This is a genomic window from Citrobacter sp. RHB35-C21, assembly GCF_013816515.1.
GTDB lineage: Bacteria > Pseudomonadota > Gammaproteobacteria > Enterobacterales > Enterobacteriaceae > Citrobacter > Citrobacter braakii.
In genome coordinates, this window is the sequence record NZ_CP057147.1 from 2,755,690 (window position 1) to 2,772,218 (window position 16,529).

Sequence of the window (16,529 nt, forward strand, 5' to 3'; positions counted from 1 at the left end):
GGATACGCATGCGTCCAGTATGTCGTTATAGATAGGTCAGGCATCAACAGGGAAACGTCGATTTGTTTTCCTTAACATGAAAATAAAAAGGAAAAGTTATGCAGAAAAAACATCCACTTCGGGAAGCTGATGTTACCGCCGAGTCCGTTTTTTTTATGCAACGACGACAGATCCTCAAAGCTCTTGGGATAGGCGCGGCGGCGGCTTCGCTCTCTTCCCCGACACAGGCCGGTCTGTTGAATTGGTTTAAAGGCAACGATCGTCCGTCTGCACCGGCGGGCAAACCGCTCGAGTTCACAAAACCCGAGATCTGGCAAAACAATCTGCCCTTGACGCCGGAAGACAAGGTAACGGGCTACAACAATTTCTACGAATTTGGTCTGGATAAAGCCGATCCTGCCGCGAATGCCGGTAGCCTGAAAACCGATCCCTGGACATTAACCATCAGCGGTGAAGTGAACAAACCTTTAACGTTGGATCATGATGCGCTGACGACTCGTTTTCCATTAGAAGAGCGTATTTACCGGATGCGTTGCGTTGAGGCGTGGTCGATGGTTGTACCGTGGGTCGGCTTTCCTTTGCATAAATTATTGGCGCTGGTTGAACCCACCAGCCACGCCAAATACGTCGCCTTTGAAACACGCTACGCGCCTGATGAAATGCCCGGCCAGAAAGATCGCTTCATTGGTGGCGGGTTAAAGTATCCCTATGTTGAAGGTTTACGTCTGGACGAGGCCATGCACCCGCTAACCCTTCTGACCGTTGGCGTGTATGGCAAAGCGTTGCCGCCGCAAAACGGAGCGCCAATACGCCTGACCGTACCCTGGAAGTACGGCTTCAAGGGCATTAAATCGATAGTCAGTATTAAGCTGACGCGTGAACAGCCGCCGACGACCTGGAATATGTCGGCACCTAACGAATACGGTTTTTACGCCAACGTAAATCCGCAAGTCGATCACCCCCGCTGGTCTCAGGCCACGGAACGTTTTATCGGTTCGGGTGGCATTCTCGATGTGCAGCGACAGCCCACGTTGCCTTTTAATGGTTATGCCGATGAAGTGGCTTCTTTATATCAGGGCATGGATCTACGGGAGTATTTTTAAGTGAGGTTAACCGCAAAACAGATAACCGGTCTGAAAGTACTGCTGCATCTCGCCGGTTTATTACCCCTGCTATGGCTCTTCTGGGCCGCACAGCGTGGTGAGTTGGGGGCCGACCCGGGTAAAGATATCCAACACTTTACGGGCATCACCGCGCTGAAGTTTCTGCTTGCTACCCTGCTGGTGTCACCGCTTGCGCGCTACGCAAAGCAGCCGTTGTTGTATCGCACCCGTCGATTATTAGGGTTATGGTGTTTTGCATGGGCCACGCTGCATATGACCAGCTATGCGCTGCTGGAGCTGGGTATACAAAATCTGGGATTATTGGGACGTGAACTGGTTTCACGCCCATGGCTAACGTTGGGCATGACTGGTTGGATAATCTTATTCCTGCTGACGCTGACCTCCACGCAAACCGCGCAACGTAAAATGGGCAAACGCTGGCAAACGTTGCACAACTACGTCTACCTGGCGGCCATTTTGCTTCCGCTACATTATCTGTGGTCGGTAAAAGTGTTATCACCGCTCCCCATTTTTTATGCCCTCTGTTTTCTCGTGCTACTGGCTTTTCGCTATAAAAAGCTGTTACGCAAAGTCGGGTACAAAGGTGTGTTTATGAAAAGTGAATGAATCACGGTAAACTTCTCATCACACCTAAACAGAACGAGAACAAAAAATGAGTAACAATGATAATTACCATCAGCTCACCCGCACGTTCCAGCGGCTCTCTCGCTTCTCCCACCTCTCGGCAATCGCCAGTTGGGACATGTTTACCATGATGCCATCTGGCGGCAGCAAAGCTCGCGGCGAAGCGCTGGCCGAGCTGAGTGTGCTTGAGCACCAGTTGTTAACCGACCCGAAGGTAGCAACGTGGATCGCCGCAGCCCAACAGGAGGACCTTAACGATGTTGAGCAGGCCAACCTGCGCGAAATGTCGCGACTGCATCATCAGGCATCCTTACTACCTGAATCGTTGGTAGAAGCGAAATCACTCGCGGGTAGCCGCTGCGAGCATGCCTGGCGCAGCCAGCGACCAGCGAATGACTGGGAGGGATTTTCCGAAAACCTGAAAGAGGTCGTGAAGCACAGTCGTGAAGAAGCCCGGCTGCGTGCCGAAGCCACAGGCTGTTCGCCGTATGACGCGCTACTGGACATATTCGAACCAGGGATGACCAGTGCCCAATTGGATGTCCTGTTTGCAGACGTTAAAAGCTGGCTACCGGATCTGCTCAACAAGGTGGTGGCAAAGCAGTCTCAGCAGTCGCTCATCGCCCCGGTTGGTCCTTTCCCAACCGCAATCCAGCGAGAGTTGGGCCTTGAAACGATGGCACAGTTGGGATTCGATTTTACGGCTGGTCGACTGGATATCAGTGCGCACCCCTTCTGTGGTGGCGTACCTGAAGATGTGCGTATCACCACCCGCTATGATGAAAACGAATTACTTAGCGCGCTGTTTGGTGTGATCCATGAAACCGGTCACGCCCGCTATGAGCAAAATCTGCCGCACAGTTGGTCAGGGCAACCTATCGCCCTGGCACGCTCAACCGCTATTCATGAGTCCCAGAGTCTGTTCTTTGAGATGCAACTGGGGCGCAGTAAAGCATTTCTGACGCGGTTAATTCCTGCTGTGACGCGCCACTTTGGCGATCAGGCTGCGTTTGAAGAAAGCAATTTCATCGCCTGGAACCAGCAGGTTAAACCCGGTTTTATCCGTGTTGATGCCGACGAGGTGAGCTATCCTACTCACGTTATCCTGCGTTATGAAATCGAACGCGCGCTCATTAATGGCGATATTGAAGTGGATGATATCCCGGCATTGTGGAATGAGAAAATGCAGTCCTGGCTGGGGCTGTCAACCATCGGCAACTATCGTAACGGTTGTATGCAGGATATTCACTGGACCGATGGCGGCTTTGGCTACTTCCCTTCCTATACTTTAGGCGCCATGTATGCGGCGCAGTTATTCAGTGCCGCTAAGCGCGCATTGCCTGATTTAGAGCAGTCTATTGCGCAAGGTGAGTTTGGTGCCCTGTTTGACTGGTTACGTCAGAATATCTGGCAGCATGGCAGCCGTTTCACCACTGAACAACTTATTACCCAGGCCACCGGAGAGCCGCTCAGCAGCCGTTATTTCCGCGCTCACCTGGAAGCCCGCTATTTGTAATCTCATACCGTGAGTCATTGTACATATCGTTACACGCCGAAACCAATGACTCACGGAAGCCCTGTGATTACAGCGATATAGTTATTTCAACGGCCCCGCAGTGGGGTTGAATGAAAAACCAAATCGAGGGTATGAGAATGAAAAAAGTATTAGCTCTGGTTGTTGCCGCTGCTATGGGTCTGTCTTCTGCTGCATTTGCTGCTGAAACAACTGCTACCACCGCTCCGGCTGCTGCTGCAACCACCAAAGCAGCTCCGGCAAAAACCACTCATCATAAAAAACAGCACAAAGCAGCGCCGCAGAAAGCGCAGGCTGCCAAGAAACACGCTAAAAAATCCACCACAAAACCGGCTGTAGAACAGAAAGCGCCAGAGCAGAAAGCTCAGGCAGCTAAGAAACACACCAAAAAAGCAGCGACCAAACCCGCTGCAGAACAAAAAGCACCAGAGCAGAAAGCTCAGGCAGCAAAAAAACACACCAAAAAAGCCGTAAAACACGACACCGCTAAACCCGCTGCTCAACCAGCTGCATAACACATTTGTAGTTACTATGGCGTCCCCCACGCCATAGCATACGGCGCTAAATCGACCTGATTTAGCGCCGCCTTTTGGAGGGTAAAATGGTGTCACATTACCGCTTTGAGTTCATTCTTATTACCCTGATAATTTGCGCCCTCATTGCCATGCATTTTTATCTTTCCTGAGTGTAGTTATCTGATTTTACTCCCACTTTCCCGCCGTCCCGTCTATAGTATTAACTGAGGGTTTGCTGTTAAAAATCATAATTCCCCACCAGAGTGTGATATGCATAAAACCATTGCTGTGTTACTGGGTTCAATTTGTTTACTTCCTGTCGTTGCGCATGCGGACCAGCCTGCAACGGCTAGCGCTGAAGCAGAAAACGTAAAAACGCTGTTTTTTGGTCATGACGATCGCATAAAAGTGACTGACCCAACGCAATCTCCTTGGGACGCTATCGGGCAACTGGAAACCGCCAGCGGTAACCTGTGTACCGCCACGCTCATATCACCACGTCTGGCACTGACTGCCGGACACTGCTTACTCACCCCCCCGAAAGGCAAGCCGGATAAAGCCGTGGCATTACGCTTCGTGTCGAAAAAGGGTGTCTGGCGCTACGAGATCCACGGCATTGAAGGACGGGTAGATCCCTCGCTCGGAAAACGTTTAAAAGCCGATGGCGATGGCTGGATTGTGCCGCCTTCCGCGGCCCCGTGGGATTTTGGTCTGGTGGTGCTGCGTTACCCACCTTCTGGCATCACACCGCTGCCATTATTTGAAGGTGATAAAGCGGCATTAACCGCGGCGCTGAAAACCGCAGATCGTAAAGTTACGCAGTCGGGTTACCCGGAAGATCATCTCGATGACTTGTACACGCATCAGGATTGCGTGGTGACCGGTTGGGCGCAGAATACCGTTTTGTCGCACCAGTGCGACACACTCCCGGGCGACAGCGGTTCACCATTGATGTTGAAGACAGATACTGGCTGGCAGTTGATTGGTGTACAAAGCTCCGCTCCGGCGGCGAAAGATCGCTGGCGGGCCGATAATCGCGCCATATCCGTGACCGGTTTTCGCGATAAGCTGGATGAGTTGGCGAAGGAATAACTTATGCTGCCCGTAGTAACGGGCAGCACTGAGATCAGGCAAGTTTAATCATCACCATTCCGGCAAGCAGCAGCGCCACACCGATCCAGCCTTTATGATTCAGGCGCTGACCAAACAATACCCAACCTGCCGCTAACGTCGCGGCAATCCCGAAGCCGCCCCACAAGGCGTAGGCAACAGAAAGGTCGATACCTTTTACCGCCTGGGACAGCGCGCTAAAGGCCGCTAACACGGCTACCAGCGACAGCACGCCATAAGTCTTGCGGCGAAACCCATCTGAAAATTTCAAAAAGACGTTAGCGACGATTTCGAGCACAATGGCTATGCCAAGCCATGCGCCGTGAACCCACTCAAACTGCTGCATGGCTCACCTCTCTGCCCGCCTTTGTCGGTTTTCGTGTACCGGATTTAATCAGCACAATACCTAACACCAGCGAGACCAGTCCAGCCACCTTCATCGTGGACAAGGTTTCGTCAAATAACAGCACGCTGAACAGCGTAATAAATAAAATACCGATACCTTCCCATAAGGCATAGGCCACACCAAGGGCAATTTTTTTAACGGCAAAACTGAGAAAAATATACGATAAGGCAATCATTACCAGCATTAAAATAAAGCCCGAATTACCATGGCCGACGCTTGCCCATTTCATTGACAGCGTACCAGTAATTTCAGCCGCGATGGCCAGACCTAATAATATCCAGTAAAACATAATGCTTCTCCTGCTTGAGAATATAGTCCTTTGGGCCTACTGCATGCAGTAAACCAAAAAATAAAATTAGTTAGCTCAGCGCACAGCGCCAGCTCAGGCAGAAGAAGGGACTAAAGCGCGTTGCGCCAGTGTTGCTCACCCGCAAGCAAGAAAGTGGAGGAGGTACGAAGAAGTGAAGGTAAACGCAAAAACATCCTGAACATATTGTCCATAATATTACAATTATCCGCAGTGTTGCTTCTCATCATCGCGGATGATAATTGTCCTCGGTAGTTAAACACAGATGATTTGTACCATAGCTTCAATGCGAACTCAAAGTCTTTTCACTTCTTTACCTGCCCCATTTGATTTTTGTTATAACGGCTCGACGCAAATCACATTATTATTCAGATTCAAAAATGAAAAATGCAGGAATACACATGGCGAAACCGATCATCACGCTTAACGGCCTAAAAATAGTCATTATGCTGGGCATGCTGGTTATCATTCTGAGCGGCATCCGTGTTGCCGCAGATATCATCGTCCCATTTATTCTGGCGTTATTTATTGCCGTCGTGCTAAACCCCGTGGTGCAGCGGATGGTCAAACTTCGCATACCGCGCGTAATAGCGGTATCATTGCTCATTGTTATTATTGTGATGCTAATGGTGTTGCTATTAGCGTATTTAGGTACATCCTTAAATGAGCTTGCGCGAACGCTGCCGCAGTATCGCTCTTCACTGGTTATCCCACTCAAAAACCTTGAGCCGTGGTTACAGCGCGTAGGGATCGGCGTTTCCGTGGATGAACTCGTCAAATATATCGACCCGAACGCGGCAATGACGCTGGTGACCAATTTACTGGCGCAGTTGTCTAATGCCATGTCATCGATATTTTTATTGCTGTTGACGGTGGTTTTTATGCTGCTGGAAGTACCGCAGTTACCCAACAAACTCAAACAAATGATGAGTCGTCCCATTGAGGGAATGGCGGCGATTCAACGCGCCATCGACAGCGTTTCCCACTATCTGGTGCTCAAAACGGCGATCAGCATTGTGACCGGGTTGGTGGCCTGGGGCATGCTTGCCGCACTCGACGTGCGTTTCGCTTTTGTCTGGGGACTGCTGGCCTTTGCGCTCAACTATATTCCTAATATCGGTTCGGTGCTGGCCGCCATTCCCCCTATTGCTCAGGTGCTGGTATTTAGCGGCCTTTATGACGCCCTGGTGGTTTTCGCAGGTTATCTGGTCATTAACATGGTGTTCGGGAATATCCTCGAACCGCGGATCATGGGACGTGGACTTGGGTTGTCTACGCTGGTGGTGTTTCTGTCGTTAATCTTCTGGGGCTGGTTACTGGGGCCTGTCGGGATGCTGCTTTCTGTACCGCTGACCATCATCGTGAAAATCGCGCTTGAGCAAACCAACGGCGGTCAAAGCATTGCCGTGTTGCTGAGCGATCTCAATAAAGAGTGAATTCGCCCCGCCATTGCGGGCATTTTTATCGTTTAGCGCGTAGCGCCAGAACGGCGCTACACAACGTAAATAACGCAATTATCCAGGCCATAGTCCATGGTGTTCCGTCGCTGAAGGCGGCCAGCAGCAATGACGAGATAATGCCGCTACCGTATTGTAACGCGCCAATCAGCGCGGATGCTGAACCGGCGATGCTCGGTACTGCGTCCAGCGCAGCAGCGGTTGAAGTAGCAGCAATAATGCCATTCATTGAGAAAAACAGAAAAACGGTGATGATAATGGCTTCAACGCCACCTGACTCCAGCTTAACCAGCACCGCAAGCGCCACTGCAGCCAGCGCCGCCAGCATCGTCGCATACTTTAGCAGTTGCTCCAGAGAATGCAGTTGCACCAGACGACGGTTTACTACGCTCATGACCATGACTCCGACAATATTGAGCGCAAACAGCCAGCCGTAATGCTGTGGTTCAACATGATAATAGCTAATATAAACAAACGGCGAACCGGTAATAAACGCATACGCGGCAACGTAATAACACGTCAGGCTCAGGGTGTAGCGCATAAAACGTCCATTGGTGAATAACGAACGGTAATTACGAAATGCGCCAGCTAAAGAAGCTTTCACCCGTTTCTCTTCCGGCAATGTTTCCGGCAGCCAGTTTAAGGAGATAAACATCAGCGCCCCTATCACCGCCAGCAGCCAAAAAACAGAGTGCCAGGTGCTCAGGCGAATAATTTGTCCGCCAATCAACGGTCCTGCTATTGGCGCAATCGCCATGACCAGCACCAGAGTTGAAAGCATTTGCGCCGCGCGAGTACGTGCAAAGAGATCGCGGATCATCGCCCGCGCCAGCATAGGTCCGGTACAGGCTCCAAGCGCCTGAAAAACTCGCCAGAAAACAATTTGCGTAATACTCGTGGACATCGCACATCCTGCGGAGCCGATGATAAAAAGCACCATGCCAATTAACAGCGGTTTACGCCGTCCCAGATGATCGCTTATCGGCCCCCAAATCAATTGCGCAATGGCGAAACCTACCAAAAAACCGGTGATCGTCAGTTCTACATTGCCATGTAAATCCTCTGCCATTGTCGGCATTGCCGGAAGATAAATGTCGGTGGAAAGCGAGGCAAAGGCCATCAGGCCACTGAGGATCAGAATAAAAGTAAGACCAATCTGGCTTGCTATAGCCGCCGACGAGGCATGTTTACGTGTACGCATAGCGCCCTGTTATGTTCTAAAAAGTCAGGAAGCAGTATATACACGGCGTTTTACGGTGATTAGACGGTTAAAACCGTATGGGTTTATGAGTGGTAATCATGAATAGCGGAGTATTAAAAAGACGGCCTCCGCAGAGGCCGTCTTGGTTTGCGCTGACGGTTACAGCGCTTTCAGGATCGCATCCACGCTGGCTTTGGCATCGCCAAACAGCATATGGGTGTTTTCTTTAAAGAACAGCGGGTTCTGCACGCCAGCATAGCCGGTGTTCATAGAGCGTTTGAACACGATAACGTTCTGCGCTTTCCATACTTCCAGCACCGGCATACCGGCGATTGGGCTACGCGGATCGTCCTGCGCCGCCGGGTTTACCGTATCGTTGGCGCCAATCACCAGCACGGTATCGGTATCGGCGAAATCATCATTGATTTCATCCATTTCCAGCACGATGTCATAGGGTACTTTGGCTTCCGCCAGCAGTACGTTCATATGACCTGGTAAGCGCCCTGCTACCGGGTGAATACCAAAGCGTACCTTGATGCCGCGGGCGCGCAGTTTCTCGGTGATTTCAGCGACCGGATATTGCGCCTGTGCCACGGCCATGCCATAGCCCGGGGTGATTATCACGGAGTGCGAGTTCTTCAGCATTTCTGCCGTGTCTTCCGCATTAATCTCACGATGCTCACCGACTTCTTCATCAGACCCCGTAGAAGAACCATCAGAACCAAAGCCACCGGCAATCACGCTGATAAACGAACGGTTCATCGCCTTACACATGATGTAAGACAGGATCGCACCGGAAGAACCGACCAGCGCACCGGTGACTATCAGCAGATCGTTGCTGAGCATAAAGCCCGCCGCCGCCGCCGCCCATCCTGAATAGGAGTTAAGCATTGAAACGACGACCGGCATATCCGCACCGCCGATGGACGCCACCAGATGCCAGCCAAAGGCTAACGCAATAATGGTCATCACCAGCAGCGCCAGAACCTGCAGACCCACGCTTTCGGTACGAACAAACACCACCAGCAGCAGGAAAGAAACAACCAGCGCCGCCAGGTTCATTTTGTGACGATTCGGCAGCATCAGTGGTTTAGAGGAGATCTTACCGCGCAGTTTGCCAAACGCCACCACGGAACCGGTAAAGGTCACCGCACCGATGAAGATACCAAGGAACACTTCCGTCAGGTGAATGTTCACCAGAATCGGTTCCAGGCCCGTGTCGTGATACAGGTAGCTGTTGAAACCCACCAGTACAGCCGCCAGACCGACGAAGCTGTGCAGAATCGCCACCAGCTCCGGCATCTCGGTCATCTCGACTTTCTTCGCCAGACGAATACCAATCGCGCCGCCGATGATCATCGCCACCAGGATCCACGCAACGTTGCCGGTCTCCGGGCCAAAAATCGTGGCAATCAGCGCAATCGCCATCCCGGCGATACCGTAGTTGTTACCCTGTTGAGAGGTTTCGTGTTTCGAAAGCCCCGCCAGGCTGAAAATAAACAGGATCGCGGCAACAATGTATGCAGCTGTAACTAATCCTCCAGACATATGTTACCCCTTAGTTTTTCCGGAACATTTTCAGCATGCGCTGAGTCACGGTGAAGCCACCGAAAATATTAATGCTGGCAATAAGCACCGCGATAAAGCTCAGGAAACTCACCCAGCCACCCTGGCCAATTTGCAATAACGCCCCGACAACGATGATCCCGGAGATAGCGTTTGTCACGGACATCAGCGGAGTGTGTAGCGCGTGCGACACATTCCAGACCACGTAGTAACCCACTACACAGGAAAGCGCGAACACCGTAAAGTGACCCAGGAACTCTTTCGGCGCGACATCAGCGAGCCAGCCAAACAGTATGACGACCAGCGCCATCAACGCATATTTGCGCCACGGTGAGGCCGGTTTTTTCTCTTCTTTCGGCGCGGGCGCGGCTTTTGGCGCAGCCTGCGGCTGAGCAGAAACCTGGATCGGCGGCGCAGGCCAGGTGATTTCACCCTCGCGAACTACCGTAACGCCACGTACGACCACGTCGTCAAAATCGACGGTGATATTGCCGTCTTTCTCTTTGCACAACAGCTTGAGCAGGTTAACGAGGTTCGTGCCATAAAGCTGGGAAGACTGCGTCGGCAGTCGGCCTGGCAGGTCGGTATAACCGATAACCTTCACCCCGTTCTCGGTGGTGGTCACCTGGTTGGGCACGGTATATTCGCAGTTACCGCCGTTTTGCGCGGCGAGATCGACAATCACGCTGCCCGCCTTCATCGAATCGACCATTTCGCGGGTGATCAGTTTCGGTGCCGGTTTGCCCGGAATCAACGCGGTGGTAACGATAATATCAACGTCTTTCGCCTGCGCGGCGAAGAGCGCCATTTCGGCTTTGATGAACGCTTCGGACATCACCTTGGCGTAACCGTCGCCGCTGCCGGCCTCTTCTTTAAAGTCCAGTTCGAGGAATTCAGCGCCCATACTCTGAACTTGCTCTTTCACTTCCGGACGGGTGTCAAAAGCACGAACGATAGCGCCCAGGCTGTTTGCCGCACCGATAGCTGCCAGACCTGCCACACCCGCACCAATCACCATGACCTTGGCAGGTGGAACCTTGCCCGCGGCGGTGATCTGCCCGGTGAAGAAGCGGCCAAATTCATGAGCGGCTTCAACAATGGCACGATACCCGGCGATATTCGCCATCGAGCTTAAGGCATCAAGCGACTGCGCGCGCGAAATACGCGGCACGGAGTCCATCGCCATAACCGTCACGTTGCGCTCTGCCAGCTTTTGCAATAGCTCAGGGTTTTGCGCGGGCCAAAGAAAACTCACCAGCGTCGTGCCCGGGTTGAGCAACGGGATTTCCGCCTCTTCCGGCGCGTTGACCTTCAGGATGATCTCTGACTGCCAGACGGCATTTCCGTCAACAATTTCTGCGCCTGCTTGTACAAACGCCTTATCGTCAAAACTTGCCAGTTGACCTGCACCGCTTTCAACCGCGACGCTGAAACCCAACTTAAGCAGCTGCTCAACCGTCTTCGGCGTAGCTGCGACGCGGGTTTCATTGGTTAACCGTTCTCTTGGTATGCCAATTCGCATAATGTTCCCTTCCATCTGTATTTGTGATGATGGTTTATCAATGTTCGCACGAGGCATGCGCGCACTCTCGAAAGAGGTCAGTGTTACCCCAATAAAATAAAACAGTAACAAACTCTGTATAACCTACTGAAAATGACGCCTGTGATCTAGCGCCAAAAAACAGTATTTATTATGAAATTCGCGAAATAGAGAGGAATCGGACCGCTGGCAGATAAAATACCCTAAAAATAGCCCACAAAGGCCGATAATTCGCTCAAGCGAAGCGGCAAAACATGATTACGTGCCTGCCAAAAACAATTGATTAACATTAAATTAACTTATGAAATTCAACTGCTTTATCAGTTTTGGTCGCCAAACGCCGAAATTTTCGACATATCACAAAATGTTATCTGTGTTGTTACGTCACGTGGCACGATGAGTGAAAATTGACGCAGACACTGACACAATTTAAATGCAATAATCAGCGACGTTTCTAGTCAATAACAATACCAGTACCTGGTTTGCGCAAGGCGAAGGATTATTTTTATGAAGCTTAAGAACACTCTCCTGGCGTCCGCACTTATTTCTGCGACTGCTTTTTCTGTAAATGCAGCGACAGAATTGACGCCGGAGCAAGCGGCTGCCCTGAAACCCTATGACCGCATTGTGGTTACCGGTCGTTTTAATGCTATCGGTGACGCGGTGACCGCCGTATCACGCCGTGCAGATAAAGACGGTGCAGCCTCCTTTTATGTTGTTGATACCTCAGATTTTGGCAGCGGCGGTAACTGGCGCGTTGTAGCCGACATCTATAAAGCCGATGCTGAAAAAGCGGAAGCGTCCAAAAACCGTGTCATTAACGGCGTTATGGAATTACCAAAAGATCAGGCCGTTCTGATAGAACCATTCGATACCGTTACGGTGCAGGGCTTCTACCGCAGCCAGCCTGAAGTGAACGATGCCATCACCAAAGCAGCGAAAGAGAAAGGCGCTTACTCCTTCTACATCGTGCGCCAGGTCGATGCCAACCAGGGCGGCAACCAGCGTATTACCGCATTCATCTATAAAGCTGATGCGAAAAAACGCGTAGTACAAAGCCCTGATGCGATCCCAGCAGATTCAGATGCCGGACGTGCCGCATTAGCTGCCGGTGGCGAAGCCGCGAAGAAAGTTGAGATCCCAGGCGTTGCGACTACCGCGTCTCCGAGCGCTGAAGTCGGTCGTTTCTTCGAAACGCAATCCACCAAAGGTGGGCGTTACACTGTCACGCTACCGGATGGAACCAAAGTTGAAGAACTGAACAAAGCAACCGCCGCTATGATGGTGCCGTTCGACAGCATCAAGTTCACCGGTAACTATGGCAACATGACTGAAATCTCTTACCAGGTTGCCAAACGCGCAGCGAAGAAAGGCGCTAAGTATTATCACATCACCCGCCAGTGGTCTGAACGTGGTAATAACATGACCATCAGCGCTGACCTGTATAAGTAATACTCAGTACCTTATCAGGTCTACAGCCTTGTAGACCTGATAATTTCCCGCCATCCTCCCCTCTGGCGAAACAAAAACAGCAGTATTAAGACTACTTTTCACACTATTAGTCACAAATCTCTCTATCCCCATTGCATGCGTTCTCTTCTCTCCGTAAAATCCCGCGCCTTAGTGGCTTTCACCATTTTTATGCGGTTTGCCAAAATAATTATTCTCTCACTCTCGTTTTTGTCATTGGATACAAATGGAAAAGAAATTGGGTCTGAGCGCACTCACCGCGCTGGTTTTAAGCTCAATGCTCGGCGCTGGTGTTTTCAGCCTGCCACAAAATATGGCGGCGGTAGCAAGCCCGGCTGCATTACTGATTGGTTGGGCGATTACCGGTGCGGGTATCCTTTTGCTCGCCTTTGCCATGCTGATTCTGACGCGTATCCGTCCTGAACTGGATGGCGGCATTTTTACCTATGCACGTGAAGGTTTCGGTGAACTGATTGGCTTTTGCTCCGCGTGGGGATACTGGCTGTGTGCTGTTATCGCTAACGTTTCGTATCTGGTGATTGTTTTCTCTGCGCTCAGCTTCTTTACCGACACGCCGGAGTTACGTCTGTTTGGCGACGGTAATACCTGGCAGTCGATTGTTGGCGCATCGGTGCTGTTGTGGGTGGTCCATTTTCTGGTGCTGCGTGGTGTGCAAACGGCAGCCAGTATTAACCTGGTGGCGACGCTGGCGAAATTACTGCCGCTTGGTCTGTTTATCGTGCTGGCGTTTATGCTGTTTAAGCTCGACACCTTTACCCTCGATTTTACCGGCGTAGCGTTGGGCGTTCCCGTCTGGGAGCAGGTAAAAAACACCATGCTCATCACCCTGTGGGTTTTCATCGGTGTGGAAGGCGCGGTGGTGGTTTCAGCTCGTGCCAGAAACAAACGCGATGTCGGACGCGCTACGCTGCTGGCGGTACTCGCCGCGCTGGGCGTTTATCTGCTTGTCACCCTGCTGTCTCTGGGCGTTGTCGCGCGTCCCGAACTGGCGGAGATCCGCAACCCGTCAATGGCCGGTCTGATGGTGAAAATGATGGGGCCATGGGGTGAAATTATTATTGCCGCAGGCCTGATTGTCTCCGTGTGCGGTGCTTATTTAAGCTGGACGATTATGGCGGCGGAAGTGCCGTTCCTCGCCTCCACGCACAAAGCGTTTCCACGCATTTTTGCGCGGCAGAACGCGCAAGGCGCGCCATCGGCGTCGCTATGGCTGACCAACATCTGCGTACAGATTTGCCTGGTGCTGATCTGGCTCACAGGTTCCGACTACAATACGTTATTAACCATCGCCTCAGAAATGATTCTGGTGCCCTATTTACTGGTCGGCGCATTTCTGCTGAAAATTGCCACTCGTCCAATTCATAAGGCTGTCGGTATCGGAGCGAGTATTTATGGCATATGGTTATTGTATGCGTCAGGTCCGATGCACCTGCTGCTGTCTGTGGTGCTGTATGCGCCAGGGCTGCTGGTTTTCCTTTATGCCCGTAAAACACACGCGCATGAAAACGTATTAAAACGCCAGGAAATGGCGCTGATCGGCCTGCTGCTTGTTGCTGCTGTTCCGGCGACCTGGATGTTGATGGGGTAACATTGTCCCCATCGTTCGCGACACATGGAGATTACGATGGGTAAAAAACCCCCTTTGCCAATTCTTATCACCGGAGGAGGTCGACGTATCGGCCTCGCCGTCGCATGGCACTTTATTAATCAAAAACAGCCAGTTATCGTTAGCTACCGCACGCATTATCCGGCTATTGATGGCCTGCGAGATGCGGGCGCGCTGTGTATCCAGGCTGATTTTTCCACCGATGAAGGCGTACTGGCCTTTGCGGATGAGGTCAAAGCAAAGACGGATGGCCTGCGCGGTATTGTGCATAATGCCAGTGCCTGGCTTGCAGAAAAGCCCGGTGCGCCGTTAACCGAAGTGCTGTCAACCATGATGCAGATTCACGTCAATACCCCCTACCTGCTCAACCACGCGCTGGAAGGTTTGCTGCGCGGGCATGGACACGCGGCCAGCGATATTATCCATTTTACAGATTATGTTGTGGAGCGTGGCAGCGATAAGCACATCGCTTATGCAGCCAGCAAAGCGGCGCTGGACAACATGACCCGCTCGTTCGCGCGCAAACTGGCACCAGAAGTGAAAGTGAACGCGATTGCCCCCTCGCTAATCCTGTTTAACGAGGGTGACGATGCAGAGTATCGTCAGCAGGCATTGAACAAATCACTGATGAAAACAGCGCCGGGTGAAAAAGAGGTCATTGATTTAATTGACTATCTGTTGACCAGCTGTTTTGTCACCGGGCGTAGTTTTGCCCTTGATGGCGGGCGTCATCTGCGTTAGTGCAATTTAATCCAACAAAAAATAAGCAACCATGCGCTCAGGCCCCAGCACACCACTGAACCGCCGAGCGCAACGGGTAAGCGCATAAATCCGGTGAAATACCACAGCGAAACGAGGTAGACAAAATAGGGAATAATCGACCACATGCTGAAGACAATGGTTGTACGCAACGCTTCGATCCCACGTTCACTGGCCACGATATAGTGGGCAATCAACGCAAAGGTCGGGAACAACGGAATTAATCCGGCAATATAGTAGTTCTTTGTTTTCGCCAGCACACCAATTAACACCACCACCAGCGCACCGAGCGCCGCTTTTATAACGAGTCCCATCACTCTGCCTTAACACATCAATAACATCAGCCTCTAGCATAACGGAAGCGTTCTTGTTTAGAAAAGATTAATGGAAGGAAAAACCGGGGCGGTGTATGTTGGCGTTTTATATTCAAAATGAATGATATGAACACCATCGTATTTGTTGAAGATGATCCCGAAGTTGGCTCGCTGATTGCAGCCTATCTGGCCCGGCATGATATTGAGGTTATCGTTGAGCCTCGAGGTGATTTGGCCGAGGAGAAAATCCTGCAAGTTCAACCCGATTTGGTGTTATTAGATATCATGCTGCCGGGCAAAGATGGGATGACTATCTGCCGCGATTTGCGTGGACGCTGGCAGGGTCCTATTGTCCTGCTCACCTCGCTGGACAGCGATATGAACCATATTCTGGCGCTGGAAATGGGTGCCTGTGACTATATTCTGAAGACAACGCCGCCAGCAGTGCTGCTTGCTCGCCTGCGTCTGCATCTGCGCCAGAATGAACACTCAGTCCAGTCTAAAGGCATTCAGGCGGCAACCATCACGCCGCACACAACGCTGCGCTTTGGCACACTCACTATCGACCCAACCAATCGTTCCGTGCTGCTCGGCGGCGAGCAAGTCTCTCTTTCCACCGCAGATTTTGAATTACTGTGGGAGCTGGCAACCCATGCCGGGCAAATTATGGACCGCGATGCGCTGCTGAAGAACCTGCGCGGCGTAAGTTATGACGGCATGGATCGCAGCGTTGATGTCGCAATTTCCCGGTTACGCAAAAAACTGCTCGATAACGCGACTGAACCCTATCGAATCAAAACGGTGCGCAACAAAGGTTATCTGTTCGCACCGCACGCCTGGGACGATGAACCTCAAATGTAATCCCACCGGGCCGACCATTATACGTTACACCGTCACTTATAATATCATCCAGATTTGGGTGATGAAGATGGTGAGTATCATCACCGCGAATTAGTCAGCCCTCAAGTAAGATCC

At 51.5% G+C, this 16,529-nt stretch carries 16 protein-coding genes; 10 read left to right on the plus strand and 6 right to left on the minus strand.

What is annotated here, in order from left to right:
• Positions 1 to 98 precede the first annotated feature (98 nt).
• From msrP to HVZ39_RS13450, 5 genes are all read left to right on the plus strand, one after another.
• Positions 99 to 1,103, plus strand: a complete 1,005-nt coding sequence (gene msrP / locus HVZ39_RS13430; RefSeq protein WP_016156462.1) for a protein-methionine-sulfoxide reductase catalytic subunit MsrP — start codon at positions 99 to 101, stop codon at positions 1,101 to 1,103.
• Positions 1,104 to 1,730 (plus strand): protein-methionine-sulfoxide reductase heme-binding subunit MsrQ, encoded by a 627-nt coding sequence (msrQ, locus tag HVZ39_RS13435; protein WP_181632532.1) that lies wholly within the window; start codon positions 1,104 to 1,106, stop codon positions 1,728 to 1,730.
• A 46-nt stretch (positions 1,731 to 1,776) separates the two neighbouring features.
• A complete protein-coding gene (locus HVZ39_RS13440; protein WP_181632533.1) occupies positions 1,777 to 3,264 on the plus strand; it encodes a carboxypeptidase M32 in 1,488 nt (495 codons plus the stop codon).
• 137 nt (positions 3,265 to 3,401) lie between these two features.
• The gene (gene asr, locus HVZ39_RS13445) at positions 3,402 to 3,797 is read left to right on the plus strand and encodes an acid resistance repetitive basic protein Asr (protein WP_003028934.1); all 396 of its coding nucleotides are present in this window, start codon (positions 3,402 to 3,404) and stop codon (positions 3,795 to 3,797) included.
• A gap of 270 nt (positions 3,798 to 4,067) precedes the next feature.
• Positions 4,068 to 4,889: a serine protease gene (locus HVZ39_RS13450; protein WP_016153036.1), complete on the plus strand. Its 822-nt coding sequence runs from the start codon at positions 4,068 to 4,070 to the stop codon at positions 4,887 to 4,889.
• A gap of 34 nt (positions 4,890 to 4,923) precedes the next feature.
• Here the strand turns inward: HVZ39_RS13450 and mdtI are convergent, their stop codons facing one another.
• Positions 4,924 to 5,253 (minus strand): multidrug/spermidine efflux SMR transporter subunit MdtI, encoded by a 330-nt coding sequence (gene mdtI / locus HVZ39_RS13455; RefSeq protein ID WP_065554463.1) that lies wholly within the window; start codon positions 5,251 to 5,253, stop codon positions 4,924 to 4,926.
• A complete protein-coding gene (gene mdtJ, locus HVZ39_RS13460) occupies positions 5,240 to 5,605 on the minus strand; it encodes a multidrug/spermidine efflux SMR transporter subunit MdtJ (protein WP_161623250.1) in 366 nt (121 codons plus the stop codon). Before mdtJ ends, mdtI begins: the two co-directional genes overlap by 14 nt.
• Before the next feature lie 416 nt (positions 5,606 to 6,021).
• On the opposite strand from mdtJ, the gene HVZ39_RS13465 reads away from it, so the two are divergent.
• Positions 6,022 to 7,056: an AI-2E family transporter gene (locus HVZ39_RS13465; RefSeq protein WP_181632534.1), complete on the plus strand. Its 1,035-nt coding sequence runs from the start codon at positions 6,022 to 6,024 to the stop codon at positions 7,054 to 7,056.
• Between the two features lie 25 nt (positions 7,057 to 7,081).
• On the opposite strand, the gene HVZ39_RS13470 is transcribed toward HVZ39_RS13465, so the two are convergent.
• The 3 genes from HVZ39_RS13470 to pntA form a co-directional block, all read right to left on the minus strand.
• Complete coding sequence (locus HVZ39_RS13470) at positions 7,082 to 8,278, minus strand: multidrug effflux MFS transporter (protein WP_181632535.1); 1,197 nt, start codon at positions 8,276 to 8,278, stop codon at positions 7,082 to 7,084.
• Positions 8,279 to 8,437: 159 nt separating this feature from the next.
• Complete coding sequence (gene pntB, locus HVZ39_RS13475) at positions 8,438 to 9,826, minus strand: Re/Si-specific NAD(P)(+) transhydrogenase subunit beta (protein WP_016153031.1); 1,389 nt, start codon at positions 9,824 to 9,826, stop codon at positions 8,438 to 8,440.
• A gap of 10 nt (positions 9,827 to 9,836) precedes the next feature.
• Positions 9,837 to 11,366 (minus strand): Re/Si-specific NAD(P)(+) transhydrogenase subunit alpha, encoded by a 1,530-nt coding sequence (gene pntA, locus HVZ39_RS13480; RefSeq protein ID WP_029139532.1) that lies wholly within the window; start codon positions 11,364 to 11,366, stop codon positions 9,837 to 9,839.
• A gap of 525 nt (positions 11,367 to 11,891) precedes the next feature.
• On the opposite strand from pntA, the gene ydgH reads away from it, so the two are divergent.
• The 3 genes from ydgH (at position 11,892) to folM (ending at position 15,222) form a co-directional block, all read left to right on the plus strand.
• Entirely contained in the window at positions 11,892 to 12,836 is a 945-nt protein-coding gene (gene ydgH, locus HVZ39_RS13485; protein ID WP_016156455.1) for a DUF1471 family protein YdgH, read from the plus strand.
• 244 nt (positions 12,837 to 13,080) lie between these two features.
• Positions 13,081 to 14,463, plus strand: coding sequence for an amino acid permease (locus tag HVZ39_RS13490; protein WP_016153028.1), 1,383 nt, complete (start codon positions 13,081 to 13,083; stop codon positions 14,461 to 14,463).
• 36 nt (positions 14,464 to 14,499) lie between these two features.
• Positions 14,500 to 15,222, plus strand: coding sequence for a dihydromonapterin reductase (gene folM / locus HVZ39_RS13495; protein WP_181632536.1), 723 nt, complete (start codon positions 14,500 to 14,502; stop codon positions 15,220 to 15,222).
• Here the strand turns inward: folM and HVZ39_RS13500 are convergent.
• Entirely contained in the window at positions 15,219 to 15,554 is a 336-nt protein-coding gene (locus HVZ39_RS13500) for a GlpM family protein (protein ID WP_016153026.1), read from the minus strand. The genes folM and HVZ39_RS13500 overlap by 4 nt on opposite strands.
• A 117-nt stretch (positions 15,555 to 15,671) precedes the next feature.
• Between HVZ39_RS13500 and rstA the strand changes: the two genes are divergently transcribed.
• A complete protein-coding gene (gene rstA / locus HVZ39_RS13505) occupies positions 15,672 to 16,415 on the plus strand; it encodes a two-component system response regulator RstA (RefSeq protein WP_016153025.1) in 744 nt (247 codons plus the stop codon).
• Positions 16,416 to 16,529 lie beyond the last annotated feature (114 nt).